This window comes from Thiomicrorhabdus hydrogeniphila (assembly GCF_054656895.1).
This window is the reverse complement of sequence record NZ_BAAHXL010000001.1, coordinates 1,400,125-1,422,463: the sequence shown is the minus strand read 5'-3', so window position 1 is coordinate 1,422,463 and position 22,339 is coordinate 1,400,125. Positions and strand designations below refer to the sequence as shown.

General features: G+C 35.3%; 20 protein-coding genes. 8 read left to right on the top strand and 12 right to left on the bottom strand.

From position 1 onward, the window contains the following. Positions 1-402: 402 nt before the first annotated feature. From ACYQ0E_RS06400 to ACYQ0E_RS06385, 4 genes are all read right to left on the bottom strand, one after another. Positions 403-2,535, bottom strand: a complete 2,133-nt coding sequence (locus tag ACYQ0E_RS06400) for a sensor domain-containing protein (RefSeq protein WP_460187413.1) — start codon at positions 2,533-2,535, stop codon at positions 403-405. Positions 2,536-2,689: 154 nt separating this feature from the next. Continuing rightward, positions 2,690-3,133, bottom strand: a complete 444-nt coding sequence (locus tag ACYQ0E_RS06395) for a YcgN family cysteine cluster protein (RefSeq protein ID WP_460187412.1) — start codon at positions 3,131-3,133, stop codon at positions 2,690-2,692. 109 nt (positions 3,134-3,242) lie between these two features. Further along, positions 3,243-3,920 (bottom strand): TIGR01621 family pseudouridine synthase, encoded by a 678-nt coding sequence (locus ACYQ0E_RS06390; RefSeq protein ID WP_460187411.1) that lies wholly within the window; start codon positions 3,918-3,920, stop codon positions 3,243-3,245. Between the two features lie 58 nt (positions 3,921-3,978). Further along, positions 3,979-5,058 (bottom strand): DNA alkylation repair protein, encoded by a 1,080-nt coding sequence (locus ACYQ0E_RS06385; protein WP_460187410.1) that lies wholly within the window; start codon positions 5,056-5,058, stop codon positions 3,979-3,981. A 166-nt stretch (positions 5,059-5,224) separates the two neighbouring features. Here ACYQ0E_RS06385 and ACYQ0E_RS06380 point away from each other — a divergent pair, with 166 nt between their 5' ends. Then, a complete protein-coding gene (locus tag ACYQ0E_RS06380; protein WP_460187409.1) occupies positions 5,225-5,671 on the top strand; it encodes a hypothetical protein in 447 nt (148 codons plus the stop codon). Between the two features lie 131 nt (positions 5,672-5,802). On the opposite strand, the gene ACYQ0E_RS06375 is transcribed toward ACYQ0E_RS06380, so the two are convergent. After that, a complete protein-coding gene (locus ACYQ0E_RS06375; RefSeq protein ID WP_460187408.1) occupies positions 5,803-6,708 on the bottom strand; it encodes a LysR family transcriptional regulator in 906 nt (301 codons plus the stop codon). A 263-nt stretch (positions 6,709-6,971) separates the two neighbouring features. On the opposite strand from ACYQ0E_RS06375, the gene ACYQ0E_RS06370 reads away from it, so the two are divergent. The 3 genes from ACYQ0E_RS06370 to ACYQ0E_RS06360 all read left to right on the top strand — a co-directional run bounded on the left by ACYQ0E_RS06370 (position 6,972) and on the right by ACYQ0E_RS06360 (position 11,121). Continuing rightward, the gene (locus tag ACYQ0E_RS06370; RefSeq protein ID WP_460187407.1) at positions 6,972-7,832 is read left to right on the top strand and encodes a pirin family protein; all 861 of its coding nucleotides are present in this window, start codon (positions 6,972-6,974) and stop codon (positions 7,830-7,832) included. A 197-nt stretch (positions 7,833-8,029) separates the two neighbouring features. Then, on the top strand, positions 8,030-9,871 hold the full coding sequence (locus ACYQ0E_RS06365; protein WP_460187406.1) for a cyclic nucleotide-binding domain-containing protein: 1,842 nt from the start codon (positions 8,030-8,032) through the stop codon (positions 9,869-9,871). Between the two features lie 38 nt (positions 9,872-9,909). After that, on the top strand, positions 9,910-11,121 hold the full coding sequence (locus ACYQ0E_RS06360) for a GNAT family N-acetyltransferase (RefSeq protein WP_460187405.1): 1,212 nt from the start codon (positions 9,910-9,912) through the stop codon (positions 11,119-11,121). Positions 11,122-11,261: 140 nt separating this feature from the next. On the opposite strand, the gene ACYQ0E_RS06355 is transcribed toward ACYQ0E_RS06360, so the two are convergent. The 4 genes from ACYQ0E_RS06355 to ACYQ0E_RS06340 form a co-directional block, all read right to left on the bottom strand. Then, complete coding sequence (locus ACYQ0E_RS06355; protein WP_460187404.1) at positions 11,262-11,762, bottom strand: GlcG/HbpS family heme-binding protein; 501 nt, start codon at positions 11,760-11,762, stop codon at positions 11,262-11,264. A gap of 335 nt (positions 11,763-12,097) precedes the next feature. Then, the gene (locus tag ACYQ0E_RS06350; RefSeq protein WP_460187403.1) at positions 12,098-12,997 is read right to left on the bottom strand and encodes a lipid A-modifier LpxR family protein; all 900 of its coding nucleotides are present in this window, start codon (positions 12,995-12,997) and stop codon (positions 12,098-12,100) included. 444 nt (positions 12,998-13,441) lie between these two features. Further along, positions 13,442-13,768 carry a DUF4156 domain-containing protein gene (locus ACYQ0E_RS06345; RefSeq protein WP_460187402.1) on the bottom strand — a complete coding sequence of 109 codons (327 nt, stop codon included), beginning with the start codon at positions 13,766-13,768 and terminating at the stop codon, positions 13,442-13,444. Between the two features lie 134 nt (positions 13,769-13,902). After that, positions 13,903-14,769, bottom strand: a complete 867-nt coding sequence (locus ACYQ0E_RS06340; RefSeq protein ID WP_460187401.1) for a hypothetical protein — start codon at positions 14,767-14,769, stop codon at positions 13,903-13,905. Positions 14,770-15,182: 413 nt separating this feature from the next. On the opposite strand from ACYQ0E_RS06340, the gene ACYQ0E_RS06335 reads away from it, so the two are divergent. Continuing rightward, entirely contained in the window at positions 15,183-16,259 is a 1,077-nt protein-coding gene (locus ACYQ0E_RS06335) for an alkene reductase (protein WP_460187400.1), read from the top strand. Between the two features lie 183 nt (positions 16,260-16,442). On the opposite strand, the gene ACYQ0E_RS06330 is transcribed toward ACYQ0E_RS06335, so the two are convergent. Both ACYQ0E_RS06330 and ACYQ0E_RS06325 read right to left on the bottom strand, forming a co-directional pair. After that, entirely contained in the window at positions 16,443-17,081 is a 639-nt protein-coding gene (locus tag ACYQ0E_RS06330) for a hypothetical protein (protein WP_460187399.1), read from the bottom strand. A gap of 69 nt (positions 17,082-17,150) precedes the next feature. After that, positions 17,151-17,909 (bottom strand): MBL fold metallo-hydrolase, encoded by a 759-nt coding sequence (locus ACYQ0E_RS06325; protein WP_460187398.1) that lies wholly within the window; start codon positions 17,907-17,909, stop codon positions 17,151-17,153. 198 nt (positions 17,910-18,107) lie between these two features. Between ACYQ0E_RS06325 and ACYQ0E_RS06320 the strand changes: the two genes are divergently transcribed. From ACYQ0E_RS06320 to ACYQ0E_RS06310, 3 genes are all read left to right on the top strand, one after another. Then, positions 18,108-18,734 (top strand): DUF938 domain-containing protein, encoded by a 627-nt coding sequence (locus ACYQ0E_RS06320; RefSeq protein WP_460187397.1) that lies wholly within the window; start codon positions 18,108-18,110, stop codon positions 18,732-18,734. A 401-nt stretch (positions 18,735-19,135) separates the two neighbouring features. After that, positions 19,136-19,786 (top strand): peroxiredoxin, encoded by a 651-nt coding sequence (locus ACYQ0E_RS06315; protein WP_460187396.1) that lies wholly within the window; start codon positions 19,136-19,138, stop codon positions 19,784-19,786. Between the two features lie 336 nt (positions 19,787-20,122). Next, the gene (locus tag ACYQ0E_RS06310; RefSeq protein WP_460187395.1) at positions 20,123-21,307 is read left to right on the top strand and encodes a DEAD/DEAH box helicase; all 1,185 of its coding nucleotides are present in this window, start codon (positions 20,123-20,125) and stop codon (positions 21,305-21,307) included. A gap of 4 nt (positions 21,308-21,311) precedes the next feature. Here ACYQ0E_RS06310 and ACYQ0E_RS06305 read toward each other — a convergent pair whose 3' ends face one another. After that, positions 21,312-22,226 (bottom strand): DMT family transporter, encoded by a 915-nt coding sequence (locus ACYQ0E_RS06305; protein WP_460187394.1) that lies wholly within the window; start codon positions 22,224-22,226, stop codon positions 21,312-21,314. Positions 22,227-22,339 lie beyond the last annotated feature (113 nt).

Sequence of the window (22,339 nt, the reverse complement as noted above, 5' to 3'; positions counted from 1 at the left end):
TTGCACCTAACCGTTTTTTAATTACTAAAATTTATCGATTCGTTATTTAAAATTCATTGAGATATAGGTGTTCCAGTTTGGAACAGTAAGGGAGTTAAGATGAGCCATGATAAAAACGATAACAATCCGTAGAATAAACCCTATTTGTTGTTATATCGTTAATTAAAACACCGGTATTTAATATTGAAACGTTAAGTAACGGATATGAGCAATGTGCTTTATGATGCGGAAAGTGATTTTAGAGAAGAGCGTATCAACAGGCATAGAAATAGAAATATAAAACTCACTTAAAACTGGATAAAGCCCCCTTTTAGCCAATTATTTTTTAGTTAAGCGTGAGTAAATAATCATATTGAGATACTGATATATTTCGTTAAAAATATTTAACTCTCTGTGAAATTTTTAAATATTTTCTGTAAGAACCAAAGTTTCAAACTCACTAATTGGAAGAGGTTTGCTAAGTAAAAAACCTTGATAATGTGGCATGTTCATTTCTTGAAGAAGTTGCATTTGTTGCGAGTTTTCAACACCCTCCGCAATTACATTAACATTAAAATTCATCCCTAAATCTAGGATAGATTTCACCATCATCAAATCAGAAGAATCTTCTACAATATCTCTTATAAAAGAAGCATCTATCTTAATTTCATCAACAGGTAACCGTTTTAAATAACTTAAAGATGAGTAGCCTGTACCAAAATCATCAAGAGAAATCTTGATACCCAACTTTTTAAGTTCAACCAGTTTTTTAATCGTTTGAGACATACTTCTAACCATAATAGATTCTGTAATTTCAATTATTAACAACGTTGAATCAACACATTGAGTCTTAATAATATGAGAAAAATTCTCTACAAAATCTTTATCCCAAACTTGCTTAGCACTAACATTCACCGCAATGGACAAGTGTTTTAATTTAGGGTTTTCACTCCATTGTTTAAGTTGCAAACAAGCCTTTTCTAATAAGTTAAGTCCCATTGGAATAATAAGATCTGATTCTTCAGCTAAGCCGATAAAATCATTTGGCATGATCATATTACCAGCTTTATCAAACCATCGAACCAAGGCTTCAGCACCTATTAGGGTTAAATTGCTATCATATTGCGGTTGATAAAATAGGTACAAAGCATCGTTTTGAATAGCTTCTTTTAGGTTTCGTTGCATTAAAGACGTTTTTTCTAAATCACTAAACATGCTTTGTTTAAATAGAACGACATTATTACGACCAGTATCTTTGGCTTTATATAGCGCTAAGTCAGCCAGTTTTAAGAGCTCGTCAGAATTATCGTAATCTAATGGAAACATCACAACACCAATACTGGTGGCAACCTCATACTCAATCGTCACAGCAAGCTTTTCATTGGTTAACATAATCGATTCAGATATAGCTTGTTTTATACTTTGAGCAATTTCAAGAGCTTTGAATGAAGCGGTTTCAGAATCCATTGATAGGTTGTTTAAAATAATAATGAACTCATCACCACCAAATCTAGCAACCATATCATCTGAATCTAACTGCTTTTCAATACGTTTAGCCACCTCTAACAACAACACATCGCCCATATAATGACTGTGAGTGTCGTTGATCATTTTAAAATTATCTAAATCTAAAAATAAAAGAGAACCAAACATTTTATGGTTTGCATGTTCTGTAATAACATCAAACAATCTATCTTGCAAAGATCGACGGTTTGGTAGGCCTGTTAAAGCATCAAAAAAAGCTAACTGTTTTATTTTTTCAGTATTTTCAACTTCTTTTGTAACATCATAAGCAGAACCAACCATTCTTATGGGTTCATTTTGTAGGTTCGTTTCGACCACTTTCCCTCGATCTTGAATCCAAATAACATTCCCGTCAGGGTGTACAAGTCTAAATCTCACGTTGTAAGATAAGCGATCTTTTAAAGCTTGATTTAAGGCTTCTTTTACTTTTTTCTTATCATCTGGATGCACACAGTCAAAAAATTCATCAAAATGAAAAATCGTATTTTGAATACCTGCCAACTTACCCCAATAAGCATTATGAAAAACTTCATTTGTTTCTATATTCCAATCCCAAATACCCTCTTGGGTCGCTTCTAAAACATAGTTAAGGCGTTTTTCGTTTTCTTCGGCACGAATTTTTAATGTTGTAATTTCGGTAACGTCTTTTGCTATTACCGTAATATTGGTATTTTGGTTAATATCTTTGAAAGGAATTTTATGGGAATTGTAGTAACGAACTTCACCCGTTTTCGCATCGGTTGATTCTTCATATACCACTTCAGGTTCACCCGATAACATAATTTTTTGAACATTTTCACGAAAAAAATCAGATTGTTCTTGGTTTCCCATAAAATAACCATCATCATGGCCAATCATTTTTTCAGGTGTTGTGTTATATAACTCTGCACAAGATTTATTAGCAAAGATAAAATTGCCATCCCAATTTTTAGCTACGATAGGATCAGGTATTGCATCAATAATGGCCAACAACAATTTATTTTGTTCATGTTGTATTTTCAACTCATCCAAAAGCGAATTTTTAGATTCCATGCTCTACCTTTAAGCAAAAATTCAAATATTACCCTCATACTACATAACTTAACGTAATAAAAAAAGTAATCTCTGCGACAAGTTAAACTCTTTACCTTAGAGTTGCTTATTAAAAGAATTAAAAGAATTAAACCAATATAAAAATAGCATTTTATTATGGTTTTTCAATTAAATAACTTTCATAATCAATGCCTTTATGATCAATAACAACAGGAATAGCCGTTAACCCTACTCCAGCATTTTTAACAGAAAGTTTATTCTGCGAAACCAAAGGATGCCAATCTGCTAAACCCTGCCCTCTATATATCATTCTGTAGGCGCAAGAATCTGGTAACCAATCAAATTCGGCCACTCTTTCTTTGGTTAATTGCACACATGTTGGAACCTTAACAGAACGGTTAGCATAGTCTGTACATTGCCCTGTTTCTATATCAGAAAGCGGGCAAACAATTCGTGTATACACAATCTCATCAGTGTCATCATCTTGTAGTTTTGTTAAACAACATAAACCACAACCATCACATAAAGATTCCCATTCTTGTTGGGTCATTTCATCTAAGGTTTTTCGCTCCCAAAATGGCGCTTCTTTTTTACTCATAAGACTCTCTAAATCTTTTTACATTCATTCATTAAACCAATAACAGCCAGTTACGGTTTAACTTATAATTATTTTAACTTTTACTTTTAAACCTTTAATATAAAAGCAATTAACTTTTAAACAAATCCCACGGCGCTTGCCAGTTTTGCAATATATCCAAACTGCGTTGTTGTGTAAATCGGCTGCCATCGCACGGCAAGAGCACAAAATGATAAGACTGATTAAACAGCGTAAAACGTACAGCAAAAGCATGTAAGTAACCACGCTCTTCTACGCTCGATTTAATACTATCTGCATAACGTTCATCACCACAAATAGGAGCACTTAAACTTTTCATTGCTACACGTATTTGATGTGTTTTACCGGTCTTTGGTTTTAATAAAAACAGGCGTTCACCTGGTTGAATAGACTCACTAATAAATTGCGTAATCGCAGGATTTTCATAGGTTTTCGTTAGCTTCCAAGAACCACGTCTTGCTGGCAACATATCCCCTTTTACCCAACCCTGTTTCTTTTTGGGTTTTTGATGACTAACAGCAATATAAAATTTTTCAATTTGATGAGTTTCAAACAATAATTGAAAGGCTTGGGCCGCCGCTTTATGCTTTGCTAAAATCAGTATTCCAGATGTCATTTTATCTAAGCGATGTACGGGATAGATTTCTTCAAGCGCCAATTGGTTTTTAACTAAAACAACCAGGCCTGGTAATTCTTCACTATGAAAATTTAATCCTGCAGGTTTATCGACCACAACAAAATCATTATTCTGATAAATAATAGAAATCACTTACATTACTCTAATTTAGATACTAGATTGATTTACCTACTTGTTTTAAATACAAGACTCATTCAAGCAATTCAAACGAATCTGTTTTAAGTACTTGACCATTAACAATAAAATCGATTGTATGCAGGCCTGGTAAATAATTACGTGTGGTTAGCGGTTTAAAATCATGTGTTAAATCAAATTCTTTTTGTGTCATCTCATAATGAGATTCTGCGATTTTAAAGACTTTTTTATACGGATTTTGTGTTGCGCGTAAAAAGTGCAGTGCATATTCAATTCTTAATAAACCCAATGTTTGGTCGGACTTTATTAACACCTTACCTGCCAATTTTTGGCCTATTTTAACCTGTTTAGGTAAACACCAATTAGTTAATTGAAGATGATTAACCTCTCCATAACCAATTAAAGCCAAGGCCCGGCTATTGGCTGACTTTAATAAGGTTCTTAACGCATGTTTTATAATCCAATTGGTTTCTGGTCGCTTGTATTGCAGCCACTGATCGGCCAAATCTAACAACCATTCTGGTTGGGTTTTAGAAAAATCGTTGAGTAAATTGGCCACACTTTTTTGTACATAACGACTATTATCAAACTTTAAGTTTTCAATAATCGGTCTAATCCAGTCGGGTTGTTGTGCTATCCAGTCTATATGCGTTGCCCAAGGTAATTTGGGTCTAACCCCTTCGCTGGCTAAACGCCTTAAATGATGATTTTCACTTAAACTCCATTTCAACATTTTCTGTTTTATGGCTTTGGGATCTTTTTGTAAAAAGGCTCTTATCGCAAATTCAGCGGTACTATTTTGGGTAAACAATTCTAAGGCGTTTAATGAGGCTATTTGGTGGTTTAGCCCAAAAGCTTCCACATAATCTGCAAATATAAAATGAAATAACCCTGAAAATTCAACCGAAACGGGTTTTAGTATGGCTAAGGCTTCTAAATAAGATAAATTTAAAGAGGCTTCTAATGTAATCGTAATATGCCTAATACGCTCTTTTAAACTCAGGTTTGGCCATTCGTTATAAAAAACCTCTTTTACAAATTGACTATCATCAAATGATAAATACTGTTTTTTGATTAAAACTGCCAATTTTTTGGTGTGTTTTAAATTAATTTCATCTTTAAGAAGTTTAGACATTTTTATTTATTTTCAACAAGTTAACTATTTTTAGTTGTAATTTATAAATTATGGCACGCCATTTGATATAGGATACATGTAAATAATAAAATTCGCGTTAAGTGTCAATTTAATGTCAATAATGCAAACCCTATTTAAGATGTTTTTAGGGTCATAGGAGAAAACCATGTCCAACCAAAATACGACGCAAAAACTACAAACTTGTTTAGATTTTATTGATCAACGTTTAGAAACCACTTCTGAACAAACCATTCAAATTGCTGAAATGATTATTGAAGACATTAAAAATTTAACCGATGGTTACCAAAATGCCATTGCCAATGGAAACTTACAAACGCATTCAGAACTTGTTCGAGCCACCCAAATGAACTGGATAAACCAACTTCACGAAATTATTCTTGAACAAACCAACCGAGATTTAAATGGTCAGGTTATTATTGCGCTTAAAAAGTTTGTGGATAGCTTAAATGAAAACCAACTTAAATTTCATCAGTTTGACTTACCAAGTGCCGTCGCTAGCCAACAACCTAATGAACATGAATACTTATCGCAAGCAGAAATTGATATCTTAATGGGACAACAAAACTTATTTGATGATAGTGTTAAACACTAAGTATGTATCTTAAATAAAACGGCTCATAAACATAATAACACTACAAAACAATACCCTCTTAATTGAGGGTTTTGTTTTTACCAGGCCTGGTAAAATGCACGTTATTTACGACTTATAAACCATAAAAATCATTAATAGTCATCCCATTCTGGTTTACCTGCAAAACATTCAACCAAATAATCTATAAAACTACGTGCCGCTGGCGATAAATATCGATTTTGCTGATAAACAGCGTATGCGTGTACTTCTGGAATTTTATAATCGGTTAAAATGCTTACTAACTCGCCAGATCGCAACTCTCTCCAACAGACAAAAGTAGGTGATAAAACAGCCCCGTGTCCAGCAATCGCCATTGCTTTTAATAAATCACCATTATTTGACTTAAAACGGCTTTTTGCTACAAACGTTTCTTTAACACCTTTAGGGTTTGTTACTTGAAACTCGTTAGTATTTACAATGGAATACTCTAAAAAGTCCAAATCAGCAAGTTGCTCAAGCGTTTTAGGTGTACCGTTTTTTTCTAGGTAGGCAGGACTGGCGCAAATCTGCAATGTTATTGGCACAATCATTCTTGCCTGAATAGAGCTATCATGCAATGCGCCAATTCTAAATGCGATATCAATGCCATCTTCAACCAAGTTCACTTGATTGTCCGTTAATTCTACCTTCATGACCAGCTTGGGATGCTTTTTTAAAAAACTATCTATAACAGGTGTTAAATGCAATAAACCAAATGTTAAAGGTAATGAAAGGCTTAATTGCCCTTCAAGTTCCCCTGTATCTTTTAGAATTGAATGATTTAATTCATCTAAAGAGTCAACCAGTCCAATCGCCCTTTGGTAATACAATCGTCCGTCATTCGTTAGATTAAATTGGCGGGTGGTGCGTTGAATTAGCTTGGTTTTTAAACGTGCTTCAAGCTCTGATAATCTACGACTCACGGCAGATTTAGCCAAATTTAATTGCTCTGCTGCTCGGCTAATCCCACCAGCCTCTACCACTTTTATAAACACTTGTATGTCTTCTATTTGACCCATTGCATTAATCCTATTATTTAACCTTAATTAAAGCGAATCCGTGCTTTAACCCCGTTCTTATTCTTTACGTAGCACCTGTTTCTAATAAAGCCTTTGTGTCGCTATCTACCGCTACATACTCTTTTTAGTATTCTACCGCCATTTGTTCTCATTATAAGAACTCTATTTTAAAAAACAGCCTCTTTAACAAAACCAATTAAGCCCTTACTGTTATAGACAACCATGCCATTTTTTTAAAACGAAAAATACAAGGATAAAATTCTATGTCTACACAACAAACCTATGTATCACAAAAAACCAAAGGGGTTGCTACGTCTGATGGCGCAGGCGTTCATTTAACTCGAATGATTGGTAACCAAGAACTCTATTTTTTAGACCCATTTTTAATGTTGGACTACTTTGAATCTACTGAACCAAATGATTACTTAGGCGGCTTTCCGTCGCATCCGCACCGTGGTTTTGAAACCGTAAGTTACTTACTTGCGGGCAAAATGCGCCATCACGATAATCACGGACATGAAGGTGTCATTGAACCCGGTGGTGTGCAATGGATGACCGCAGGTAAAGGCATTGTACACTCTGAAATGCCCGAACAAGAACATGGCTTATTACAAGGTTTTCAATTGTGGGTTAATTTGCCTAAAGAAGCAAAAATGGTTAATGCAAATTATCAAGAGTTTAGCCCAGAAGAAATCCCGATTGAAGTTCGTGATGAACAAACACAACTCAAAGTCATTACAGGACAGACATCAATGGGCACAATGGGCCCTGTTATAAATAAGTATATTCAACCTAAAATGATGCATGTCACGATCAATACCATCAACAGTCATTTTATAGAACCTCTTGACCCTAGAGCCAACAGCTTTATCTATGTTATAGCCGGTTCGCTTAACATAAATAGCAACCATAAAAGCTCACTAAACCAGGTAAATACACGTGAACTTGCCGTACTGGTGCCATCTCAACAAATCAGCATTACTGCTTTAGAAAACAATACTGAATTTTTATTTATCTCGGCTTTGCCTATTCATGAATCTATCGCCCGTGGTGGCCCTTTTGTCATGAATACTCAACAAGAGATAGAACAAGCGTTTTCTGACTATCGAAATGGGCTTTTTTAATCCATATTGCATTTCATCTCTTTTAAACACGATTAAGTGCCTAAACGCTAAATTTTGGGCATTCACATATAATTAATCAAGTTAGTAAACGCTTGTAGTTGTTTTTTTAGGCAATCCTGCTCATACTCTATGTTTAAAATCACTCACGTAATAACACAAAGCATTACTTGAGACTTATAAAAACATAGGAACCGTTTGTGGAGATAGAAAATCTAGCGTACTTTGCCTTTATAGTAGGAATTATAAGTGCGCTTTCTTTACCTTTAGGTGCTTTAACCACGCTTATTTGGAAACCCAGCGACCGTGCTTTAGCTTGGTTAATGGCTTTTGGTGCTGGTGCACTTCTTTCGGCAGTGACTATTGATTTATTCTCCCCAGCAATTGAGTCACAAATGTTTCCTTATGCGGCTGTTGGCGCCATTATTGGTAGCCTTACCTACTTAGCGCTTAACCATCAACTCAATCAACAAGGTGGCTTTTTACGTAAAACAGCAACCGCTATTCAATATTTTAAAAACCGTCAAAAAAAGCAGCATCAACAAATTATTCATTCTTTAAATCGTTTACCTTTTTTTGAACAACTTCCTGAAATTGAACGTCAGATGTTATTACAAAAATTCAGTATTGTGGAATATGTAGAAGATGAAATCATTTATCACCACAGCGATATTCAAAACACTTTTTATATTATTCTAAAAGGTGAAGTTAAACTTCGAGATCCAAAACTTTTTTTAAAAACCTTTATTGAATTAACAACATCCGACAGCTTTGGCAGAATGGCTTTTTTTACAAGCCAAGCTAATGCAACGCTAGCACAAGCAAAAACAAACGTTACTTTGTGGAAAATAGACCGCGAAGATTTTAATGATTTACTCTCTAAAACAGACGTTTTACCTAAAATTCTTATTCAATTTTATGAAGAATCTATTGAAATTATTCATTATTTAAAAGAACGTCATCAAATGCAAGATGAACAAATTTCTGAGCATTTACAAAGTATTATTGCCTCGATAAAAAACAATCAAACCTTACCAGAAACCCCAAAATCTAAAGATACTTTTGAATTAGCTCTATCGCGTTTAAAAGCAACTCAACGATTTGAGCTTTTTTCAAATTGTGAAACAGACATACACCCTCTTATTGCAAATAAACTGCAACTACGAACTTTATCTGCAGGGCAAACGCTTTTTAGTAACCGCAGCAATGCCAACCGTTTATATTTACTTGAAAGTGGTTCCGTTGAGCTCTTAAATCCGTTACAAAAAAAAGAAGAGTTTGAATATTTACAACCTGGTGATTTTTTTGGTGGGATGGCATTTGTGGTTGGGGGCAAACACATTGCAACGGCTTTGGCTAAAACGGATGTCTCTTTTTGGGTGCTCGATAAATCAGACTTTATTGATTTACTTAAACAAGTTGAACCCATCTATACTAAGTTTCAGACGTTTTTAAAAACAAATGATATTCAACTTTATCTAACACACGAACAAAATATCCCGCAAAATAAAGCACAAGCTTGGATGAATAAAACAGTCAGTCATTTATTGCCTGGCAAACTGCCTGAATTAACTGAAATAACACAACATATTAACCAACATAAAACCGCTTATCTAGCCATTTGGCTGGGGATATTTTTAGATGGCATCCCTGAATCTTTAATGATAGGTTCACACCTTACAGAAGGCCATGCGCTTAGTATGAGTCTTATTGCGGGGTTATTTTTATCTAACTACCCTGAAGCACTATCCAGTTCTGCTAGCATGAGAGAACAAGGTATTTCATTTAAAAAAGTGTTACTTGCCTGGACTTTAATCATGTTGTTTACAGGGATAGGAGCTGCATTAGGGAGCTTATTTTTAGAAGGCGTTTCACCAGCCGTTTTTGCTTTAATTGGTGGCCTAGCCGCAGGCGCTATGTTAACGGTTATTGCTGAAACAATGCTGCCAGAAGCCTACGCCAAAGGCGGTTCTATAATAGGCTTTGTTACCCTCTTCGGTTTTTTAACAGCAATACTCTTTAAGTTTTTTGATTCTGTTTAAAAGAACATACCATTGGTTATATAAATTAAATAGGTAATATGAATACTCAAAACAAAACATCCATAAATGATGATTACCGTATTGAATATCATCAACAAATTAGTCAAATTTCTGCTCAAGAGTGGAATCGTTTAGTGGAAAAAAATCACCCTTTTTTACAGCACGAATTCTTAAATGCTTTAGAAAAGCATCAGTGTGTCAGTGAAAAATATGGATGGATACCGCATCACATCGCTATTTACGATACCAATAACCAACTTGTTGCCGCCATGCCTTTATATGAAAAACATAATAACTATGGCGAATTTGTCTTTGACCAGGCCTGGGAAAATGCCTGGAATAGTATTGGCTTGCCCTACTACCCAAAACTGGTATCAGCAACGCCTTACACACCCGTATTAGGGCAACGATTTTTAATGGATGGTTCTTTAAAGTTAGCAAAGCAAAAACAATTATTTACTCTGTTATTTCACTCCGCTACCGATTTTTGCACGCAACAGAATATGAGTGGCACCCATATACTGTTTTCAAAACCAGAACACCAGGCCTGGTTAAATGAATTTAACGACAATATAGAGCCTAATCAACCCAAAGAACCTTTATATATTCGTCACGATTGTCAGTTTCATTGGCAAAATCAAAACTATCAAGAGTTTGATGACTTTTTAGAACAGCTTAAACCTAAAAAACGTAAAAATATTAAACAAGAAAGAGCCGCCATACAAAAAACAGGCATCACTTTTAGAGTGCTTAACGGTCACCAGGCCTCTGAAAAAGATTGGCAGGATTTTGATTTTTTCTATCAAAAAACCTTTATAGAAAAGTGGAGTACACCTACCCTAAACCTAGCGTTTTTCAAAGAGATTGGCCAAACCATGCCAGATAATATCGTGCTGGTACTCGCAGACGACAAAAACGAGTGTATTGCGGGCGCTTTGATGTTTCAATCAGACACCCATTTATACGGTAGACACTGGGGAGCAGCAAAAGAAGTTAAGCACCTGCATTTTGAAACCTGTTTTTATCAAGGTATTGATTACGCCATTCAACACGGTTTGCAAATATTTGAGCCTGGTGCCGGTGGCGAACATAAAATTGCCCGAGGTTTTTCACCCGTAAAAATGCAGTCAGCACACTGGTTAACCGTTAACCCTTTTGAACAAGGGATTCAACAATTTATACAAGAAGAAGAACAAATCATTGAACAGTACTACCAAGACTGTACGGCCCATTCGCCTTATAAACTTTAATCTAAAAAATAGTGACTACATTCAATTTAGATACAAAAAAGCACCTTAATCCGTTAAAAATATTTAACATTTAAGGTGCTTTTTTAATTGTTAATTAAGCAAATTATAAATAGCTTAATTCTTACTGTATTGTTTAGATTCTAAAATGCCAGTCTATCTTCTAGTTTTGTTAAAGCTTCAAGCACACAAGCCTCATCTCGCTCGCCGCCTGGTGCGCCACTAACCCCAATCGCTCCAATACGTGCACCACCGCTAATAATTGGCACACCACCAACCATCATTAAAATACCATCTACATGGTTTAATTCTGGACGAATGTCACCACGTTTTGCTCTAAAGTCACCTGATTTTAAACCCGACATAATGGTGGCATTGGCTTTATCTTCTGCAATTTGTAAGGTAAAACGTGAGGCAAAATCGTCTCGTAACGCAACACGCTGAATGCCGTTTTTATCAACCACAACGGCACTAACTGAATAACCTTTTTCACGACAGGCTTTAATGGCTTCCGTGGCTAAATCTCGAGCTAAATCCATACCTATATTTTTTTCTTCTAATACATCTTCAGCTTGCGGGCTTGAAAAAGGTAAACAGCACAACAAACCTAAACTTAATAATGTTTTCTTTTTTAGTAAAGCCATAATTTCATCCTTGATTTTGAGTCTAGAATATTTATTTCAATAACGATAAATTGCAAATTATCCATGCATATTATCGCCCTATTTTTTTACCCATAAAACTAAACCTTAAAGTAAATTTACAGTATTTTTTCTTAAAAACCCACTTATTACGTACAGGTTTTGTTGTTTCCTAAACGTTTACAAGGTTAAACAGACAATAATGTTACAGGCCATGCTGTTTTACAGTACATGATGTTAACCAGTAGTTAAGCAGTACATGATGTTAAGCAAGTAATATTTGAATAATATTAATTTATTTCTTTCAAACTGGTATTTAACATTTTAAACCCGCTAGTTTAAAAGTAACAAGTCATGGTTAATGAAGCAAAACGAAAAACATTTTCAGGCTGATCTTTATAAATTTTGCCAATTGCATTGCCACTTAAGGTGATAGCAATTTTATTAAAACTCACTCCCGCACCATACTGAATCATTGGAATCCAACGATAACGTGGCAATAAAGGGTCATCTAACGCCATTAGTCGTCCATCTACTAACGCGCTGTACCATAAATAGCTCATTCCAATACTACCAAAGTAGAAATAACCCATTTCTTTTGAATCAAGGCGTACATAGTTCACTTCGTTATTTTTTAATACTGGATCACTATTAACTGAACGAATGACACCAATCCCTAAAAAACCTTGCGTTTGTGGACTGCCTAATTTAAGCCAGCTCGATTGATAAAACTGCCAGTCTTCAATTGAAAACAAATCTGTCATAATATCTGCCCCAACCATAAACGTGAGTTGGTCAGGCAAATGATAACGAGCACCTTCAACTAGATCATTACCAATTAATTGGTGAAGTTTATTTTGCGCCGACTTACCTGGGCTATTTGGCCCAAGCCAACCAAAACTCATGTCAATGGCAACTTGTTGAGATTTTCTTTTATAAAAACGTCTTAAATCAACATGTGTCCAAGCTTCATTTAATAGCAAATCAATCTTGCCAGACGGGCTATTTTTACCTAAGGTAAATGCTTCAATAGACATCTCGAGCTGATCACTGATTAAGTTTAAACCCAAAGATTTTATAATGGGGTCAAATGGTTCAATGAGTTTCTGATTAAGCGTCAGTTCATTTTCAGTAAATTTAAATTTAAAACCACCGGTATAGCCCCGATCCGTACCATAAAGAAGGTCATTATCAATATGCAAAGTAAGGTAAGACGATGCTTTAGCATTTAAAGACATAAAAAACGACATAAAAAATAGAAACAAACTCGTAAAAAACAGCATTCGTTTCATCTTCAATACTCTACTTTTACCACAAAAACTCCAACATATTATTTAATGATTCCTTTTAGCCATTTACTTAAAATTTAAGCCGTAGAACTATACGACATAACAGCGAATAAAAAATGGCACAGCAGTAAGTGTTAATAACGTTGCAAAGGCTACCCCGCCCAATTCATACAATAATCCGTTGATAAATCAATAATTCAACTTATTTTTAGATTCTGATTAAAGCTTTATACACGGACTTACCTAAGGAAGGTTTGCCAAAAACTGACCGTAAATATTCAATATACACGCCCGTAATCTAAGGGGATGAAATCAAACAACAAATGATTGCCTACATTAAAAAGCATATTGATACAGGCATTAAAGAGAAAACGATTTGTCTTAATACCGTTACTATTGATTTAAACAACGATAAATATCAAAATCCATTCTGCCGTTTTGCAATGCGGATGTCGCCACAATCGTATCGCCACGCATATCAACGGCCGTATTTCTAGCAACCGCGATTAAATCTTGTTTTACTGCTTCGCTATCACGATTATAAAACCACACTTTATCTAATACACTGGCGTGGGTTGACCCCAATTTTTTGCAGTCAGTTACTTCACTAGCTGGCAAATAGGCTACATGAAAAGCCCCTGGTAATGGTTGTACCCAACTACAAGCTGAAAGCGATAGAAGCGCGCCTGAAAACAAGCTAATTATTAATATTTTACCCATTATTTTTATCCCAATATGTATTTACATAACACTATAAAGCATTGCTTTGTATGTGCATAGAGGTCTGTTTTAAAATGCTATTTTATCTAAAAAATTTAAAACATATTCAATCAGTAAATCTTTTGCTAGATAAACTATTTTGGCTTGTTTAGCTTATCGTAATTTACCTTGGTATAAACCGCCAAAGAAAGAATAATCAAAGCCACACCAATAATTAAATATAAGGCATATAGCATTTGAGTTGGATCATTTAACGCGGTTTTAAACACCACCATTAAGGCTTCAATAGATAGTGCAATAATAATGGCCGTTAAAAACTTAGAAAGTAGTCGTGCTTCATCTTTTTTATCAGAATAGTTTTTGTATACCACTTCTCTTTCGAGTAATGTTTTTGCTAAATCAAAAATTGCTAAGCCCATTGTTAAGGCAATAATGGGCTTAAATACACTTTCTAAGCTGTATTGCGAAGGGTTTGAAAACTGTAATAAGTAGTCATAAAACGCATAACCAATAGACATTACAGAGAAAAACATCAATGACACACCAATGCCTAAATAAAAAGCTTTGGTAATAAAGTTAAACGTTGGATGCCGTTCAACCAAACCAAAATGCGACAGTAAACTACTTAAATTAAAATCAAAAAAGAAGTAATGTTTATCTTTAAGAACCATTAAGGTAATGCAGGCTTCACCGGTTGCCGAACTCATATAAGGTTCGCTAATTGAAAAACCTTCATCTTTATTTATCATTTGAGCAGCTAGATAACTTCTATTTTTACCAATAGCCGATGTCAGCAATTTGTTTTTAAATATATTTGCCGAGGTTTGATTAAACTGTTCATCACTTACATAAATTAATTCTAGGCTATTAAAAACACCGTAGTATCCTTTAATAATATCGACTTGATCTGTCATGCACTGTGCATTGTTACGAATTGTGCCTAGTAAAAACTTTTCAATACTATTTTTATGTTCTTGATATATGGTTATAAACTCTTGCATCAACTTCTCCTTGTTTATTACTATATAGCGACCTAGAAGCCATGATTAAATTTATACGTAAATTCATGCGGTTAATATAAAAACACGCTCTACAAAATAATATAAACGCAAAAAACAGTCTTAAAAAGGCTTTTATAAAGTGCTAATTTGGTGCGATTATTATAGTAAACCTTTCATTAAACTCCCCTTGTTTTTTATCTCTTTTTGACTATAGAGTTACTGTCTTTATACTGCATAAATCATTTCAAAAGATACCAGGCCTGGTAATTTATAAACAAATCAATCTTATTATTTATGCCCGCCTCTCAACAATGTTTTCATGAAGTTAGAATAATTAACGCAATATTAGCGTGTTACTATTTTCTAACGTTTTTAAAACACTTAAAAAATCAAAATTCTGCTAGAGGTACATTATGCAAAACCCATACCCCAGTTTATTTACACCAATAAAACTTGGCGTAATTGAATGCCCTAACCGTATTTTTATGGCACCACTCACGCGTGCTCGTGCTGGTGAAAACCATATTCCGAATGAATTAATGGCACAACACTATGCACAACGCGCAAGTGGCGGTTTATTAATTGCCGAAGCCACTATGGCAATGGAAGGATGCAGTTCTTTTTGGAAAGAGCCTGGAATCTATTCTCAAGCGCAAATAGATGGCTGGAAAAAGGTAACCGACGCTGTTCATGCCAAAGGTGGCCGTATTTTCTTACAAGTTTGGCATGGTGGACGTACTTGTCATCCAGCTTTAAATCATGGAAAAACACCAGTTGCGCCCAGTGCCATTGCGGTGGAAGATGAGGTACATACACCAGAAGGTAAACTACCATATACCGTGCCTAAAGCCTTAACCCTAGAAGAAATACCCACTATTATTGAAGGCTTTAAACAAGCCGCTATTAATGCCAAAGCCGCTGGGTTTGATGGTGTTGAACTGCATGGTGCGAATGGCTATTTACTCGATCAGTTTTTACGCACTAGCAGTAATCAACGTACTGATAGTTATGGTGGTTCAATTGAAAACCGTGCACGCTTATTGTTAGAAACATTGCAAGCCACTATTGATGTTTGGGGTTCTGACCGAGTTGGTTTAAGAATATCGCCTGTTAATAGCTTTAATAGTATGAGAGATAATGACCCTATTGCCTTAACCGAATGGCTATGTAAAACATTAAACACCTATAACTTAGCGTATCTACATGTTATGCGCAGCGACTTTTTTGGGGTACAAAAAGAGGATATTCTTTCGGTATGTGAGCAGCATTATCAAGGAAATATTATTAGCAATATGGGTTACACAGCCAAAGAGGCAGATGCGGCTATAGAAAATAGCGCTGTTAATGCAATCGCTTTTGGCGTGAGTTTTCTTGCTAACCCCGATTTACCAGAACGATTTTTAGTGGATGCCGCCTTAAATGAGCCGGATCCAGATACCTTTTATTCTGAAGGGCCTGTTGGTTATACCGATTACCCTTATATGAAATAAAACAGATATGAAGCCTTTAACTTATTAAGTTTAAAGTCTTTAAAAATCTCAACTAGGTTTTAATAGGTATTAAAAAACCGCTTACTTCTTTAATAAGTAAGCGGTTTTTTATTGTTTAATTATTGATCTAGTCTTACAAATTCAAATTGATTAATTCCATCTCTTTAATCAACTAAAACTGTTTTACGCTCGCAATGGTTTTACATTTAAGAGCGAAACAAATAACGAGATAACAATGGTACCAAATACAAAACAAAAAACACCGTGAGTTGTTGAAACACACCACGTAAATAAATCTGCAGGGGTAAAGGCCCCGCTCATTGTAAACTGTAAATTAACGGCATGAATTAAGCCCGCAATAGGGTAATCACCCGAAAAATATACAGGCACATCTTCAAATGAGCCTTTAATTTGATAAACCATAGCAAACAAAAACATGGCGGTTAAAAAATTAACCATCGCCAAGACAATTACCCTACCCGTAGCCGAAACCATTGTGCCTTCTGTAATTTTACAAATTCCAAAAAGAATAACACCCAGTTCTTTATTCACAATTCCTAAAATTCTTAATAAGAAAAGAATGACCACCCAATCAGCAAATTCATAAAAAATAGACGTTATTAACAAAGTAAACGATACGACCAACCAGCCAACAATATAAAATTCAGATAAAAATAGACGTTTGTGACGTAGTGCTTGCCAAGGCTCACTTTCAACCTCATGGTCAAACTCTTTTTGTTTAAGATAATTGTCTACCCAAAAATAAGGCGATAATTTATACACCCAAGAAATTAATTGTTTGACCAATTCCGTAATATTCATAAAAACCTTTTAGAGTAATTCACATTTAATATGACACATGAGTTTTTTATACAAAAAAGTGTTTTCATATTAAAAAGCCAATTTTTGATTCGTTGTTAACAATGGCAACGATAAATCGGCATTGTTATTTTGTCTATTTTCATTTATTTGTTTATCCGATAGGCCATGCCCAAGAATATAAACATTGGGTTTTAACCAATCTTTAATTTCATCAAAGCAAGCATGCCACGCATTTGTTTTGGGGCGCGCATCTAAAATAAAAACATCGGCTTTGGCTAAATTTTCATAAAGCGGTTGATAAAATTGACTGTCAGCCGTGTAGCTTAAACGCATATGATTATGTTCATCAAACAGTGCAAAGCCGTAACTCAGTTCAGAATGCACACCGGGATAGAACTCAATAGAGAAACCATAGTCAATGTCTACCTTTTGTTTAAGATCAGGTTCAATCCAATTGGCTAATTCATCTGCGGTCATCTGTTGTAGATGCTCTGCAATTCGGTGCTGTTTTAAACGTTTTGCCACTCGCTTTTCAGCAATGACATTCATCTTATTGCCTTGTGCTAATTCAACCCTTAATACCACCGGCAAATCACCCGCATGGTCAGAATGATTATGCGTAATAATGACGTTTTTAGGAAACCCAGAATACAACTCTACAACCTGATGTCCAACCCCTAAACCTAAATCAACCAAACAAAAAGGCGTGCCTTTATGTAACAACATAAAGCTACTACTGGTTAAACCGTCATATACCGAAGAAGCGCCTGCTCCACTGCCCAATACTTGAAGCTCAAACTCTGAATTTTGCAATTTATAATTACTCATATTAATTTTATTATTAATTTTACTGTATTCATGAGTTCAATAAGGAGCGATATTAAAATAATACACCTCCCTTACTGACCAACAACAACCTATTTAACTCAATTGTTTGTTATCATCCCTTAAATAATGGCTTTGTTCATTTAAATATTGAGACTAAGTCCAATACAAATAAACAACAAACAACTCAAGAGATTCTGCATGACGATTGATTCTATTCAACTAAATAACGTTCATCCAAAACCCTTTTCACCAGCATGTGAAGAAAATAAAGAGGTGATTCTTCAGTCAATTGAACCGTTATTTAAAAATCGTCTAAGCGTATTAGAAATTGCCAGTGGCACGGGGCAACATGCCGTTTATTTTGCCAAAAACATGCCTCATCTAACTTGGCATACCTCTGATTTATTAAACGCTCATAGTGGCATTGATCGCTGGATATTTGAAGCCCAACTTTCCAATATCGTACGCCCTATTACATTAGACATTTCAAAAGACAAAGTTCCAAACACTCAATTTGATGCCATTTACACAGCCAACAGTTTTCATATAATGAACTCACAAAATGTAAGCGATTTTTTTACTAAATTGCCGGCTGTTTTAAATCAAACGGGCTTGGTCGTCGTGTATGGCCCTTTCAATTACAACAATACATTTACCAGTGCAAGTAATGCCCGTTTTAATGACTGGTTAAAATCTAACAATCCAGAAAGTGGTATAAAAGATTTTGAATGGTGCAATACATTAGCCAATAAAGCGGGGTTAACGCTTATTGATGATATAGAAATGCCTCAAAATAATCGTATTTTAGTTTGGCAAAAAAACTAATTTTTTATCAACAAACATAAAACCGGTAATCTCTATTTATTACGTCACACTTTGTCATATTTACTTCATCAAATTGTACTAATCTAGTAAAGCTATAAAGTCTTAAGTACCGTATTCTAAACACTCATTTTCTTCTATCGTTTTATGTTTGCCTTAATGACTCTAAATTAAGGCATTTTTTATTAAAAACAAACTCAACTCATATTTTACAGCCAAACCATTTGTTGTCATTTCTTATAATGACCAAATAATTTTTAATAGTTAAAAACTATCATAAAAAGTTTTATATTCAATTAGATTAATTAAACATTTTTCTATAACATAGGTTTCAAGATTAAGAGAACTTATGAATACATAAGAATTAATCAAACCTATTTACTATCAAACAATGGAGTTACAAGATGGAAAACCAAGAGCAAATTATTTCTTTACCACGTTTAAACGAAGCTGCACCTGCATTTGATGCCGTTACTACTCACGGTCGTAAAACACTTGAAGATTACAAAGGTAAGTGGTTAATCCTTTTCTCTCACCCTGCTGACTTTACACCAGTTTGTACGACTGAATTTATGGCGTTCCAAGAACGTAAGCCTCAGTTTGATGCGATGAATTGTGATCTTTTAGGTCTTTCTATTGACTCTCACCACTCTCACATTGCTTGGGAATTAAACATTAAGCAAAACTGGGGTATGGAAATTGAGTTCCCTATTATTGCTGACCTTGATATGAAAGTTGCTTCTGCTTACGGTATGGTTCACCCTGGTGCGGCTGATACTTCTGCAGTACGTGCAACCTTCATTATTGATGATAAAGGTGTTCTTCGTGCCATGATGTATTACCCAATGAGCAACGGTCGTTCTATGGATGAGTTTGTTCGTTTGGTTAAAGCAATGCAAACTTCTGATGAAAATGGTGTGGCTACACCTGCTGCTTGGCAGCCTGGTGAAAAAGTAATCGTTCCTCCTGCGGCAACGGCTGAAGAAGCAAAAGCGCGTATGGCGTCTGATGACTATGATTGTGTTGATTTCTACTTCTGCACTAAGTCACTTTAAGGTTGTTAAATAAGGTTTAGCCTTGTTTAAACCTTAAAACGCTTTAAATAGATAAGATAAAAGCCAAAGCATTTAATTATGCTTTGGCTTTTTTATTTCTTTTTGCTCATTTTTTCTTAAAAAAGAATCAACCTATTTTCATTCAAAATACGTTTTACCAGGCCTGGTAAAATGTTAACGACACAATATTTATCATTGCTTATTATGTTCACTCTTCATGCGTTAATATGCCGTTTATAGTATTCAGCTTGCCTTATAATACACAACATATAAAACACAGTCTTTTTGTTCCCAGTCACGCTTAACAACGCTTACCCCCTTAAGCAAAGGTTTACTATGCCATTTTCAACATTAGGATTAAGCAATCCTCTTTTAAAAGCCATATCTGAAGCTGGCTATAAAACCCCTACTCAAATTCAAAAACAAGCCATTCCAGTGATTTTAAAAGGTAAAGATTTGGTGGCGGCGGCACAAACAGGTAGCGGTAAAACAGCGAGTTTTGTATTACCTATTTTAGAACAGCTTAGCCAAAACAGTAGCAATAACAGCTTGCGCGGTAAATCTATTAGAGCCTTAATAGTCACTCCAACGCGTGAACTCGCAATACAGGTTGAAGCCAATGTTATTCAATACGTTAAATATCTCGATCTTACCTCATTAGCCGTTTACGGCGGCACGAGCCTTAACCCACAAATAGAGCGTTTAGAAAATGGGGTTGATATTCTGGTTGCCACGCCAGGTAGATTATTAGATTTAGCCTATCAACGCGCACTGTTTTTTGATGATCTTGAGGTTTTTGTACTAGATGAAGCAGACAGAATGTTGGATATGGGGTTTATTGATGACATTAATAAAGTCATTGACCGATTGCCTGGTAATCGTCAAAGCTTACTGTTTTCAGCCACACTCACGGACGAGGTTCGCTATTTGGCCGACACGGTGTACGATGACGCAACCCAAATTTTAATTACGCCCAAAAAGAAAGCGGCACCCACTATTAATCAATGGTTAATTACGGTAGATAAAGATAAAAAATCAGCGCTGTTAAGCCATTTGATTAAAGACCAAAATTGGAGCCAGGCTCTTATTTTTGTAGAGAAAAAGCACTCCGCTGCCAAGCTTGTTGAACAGCTTGCAAAACGTGGCATTACTGCCGAGGCATTTCATAGTGGTAGAAGCCAAGCCTCTCGTGAAAACGTTTTGGCTGAATTTAAGTCAGGTAAATTATCATTTTTAGTCGCCACGGGCATTGCTTCTCGTGGAATTGATATTGAAGAGTTAAGCCGAGTGGTCAATTATGATTTACCTTATCCAGCCGAAGACTATGTACACCGAATTGGTCGTACTGGTCGTGCTGGCGCAAAAGGTGAAGCCATCTCTTTTGTATCAAAAGATGACTTTAAAAACTTATGCGCCATTGAAAGCTTACTCGGGCATATTATTCAGCGCAAAGAGATAGAGGGCTTTGTTGTTAAAAAAGTCGTACCCGTTTCTATCTTGAATTATCGTGGCTCAAAATAAGGTTCTATTTTGTAAAACTCAACTTGCCAGATGCAACAATAAGCCCTATAAAAATAAGCGTTAATCCCAGATAACCAGTTAGTTGCATCTGCTCACCAAGAAAGACAACAGACAAAATTAAACCAAAAGCTGGAATTAAGTGAATAAATGGACTAGAGCGACTAGCTCCAATGATTTCTACCGCTTTATTCCAAAATAAATACGCAAGAACAGAAGCAAAAACAGCCACATAGGCCACAATTAAAACTAAATCAACATTCAAATGTACAGGTCTATTTTGCACAAAGGTTTCTATTAAATAAAAAGGTAACAAGCCAATCAGACCGATAATGACGGTTGCCGCAAAAAAACCGCTCCCACGAACACCTGCGGGTTTTTTATGTAGCAATACAGAATAGATTGCCCAACTAATCACTCCCGCTAAAACCCAAAGAACACCTGGGTTGTTTTCTAAATCAACTAAATTAGATATATGCCCATGGGTTAACACCAACAACACACCCACTGCTGAAACAATTAAACCAATAATTTGAAATACTTTAAACGATTGTCCTAGCATTAAAGCCGAAAACAGCAAAATAAACATTGGCGTTGAAGAGAGTAATAATAAGCCATTTACAGCAGTGGTTGTTTGCAAACCAATGTATACCAATGTATTAAATGCCCCCACACTAAAAAGACCTAATGCAATCATTATTGCCGGATTTGATTTCATAATTGGCCACTGTTCATGCAGTTCTTTCCAAGCCCAAGGTACAATAATTATAGCCACGGCAAACCAGCGCCAAAAAGCGAGTCCTATTGGTGGAACACTGGCATGAACGGCTCTAGCAAGTACAAAGTTACCTGCCCAAAACAGGGTTGTCAGTATTAAAAGAAAATAGGCAATCCGTTGATTATTGAGTGCATTTTGTTTCATAATTTATATTCAATACGCCTAATGTAGAAGTTCACTTTTGCTTGATAAACACGACGGTTTATTAACCTCAGAATTTGAGTATAAAGTATAGAGTCCAAAGATAATTCGTAAGA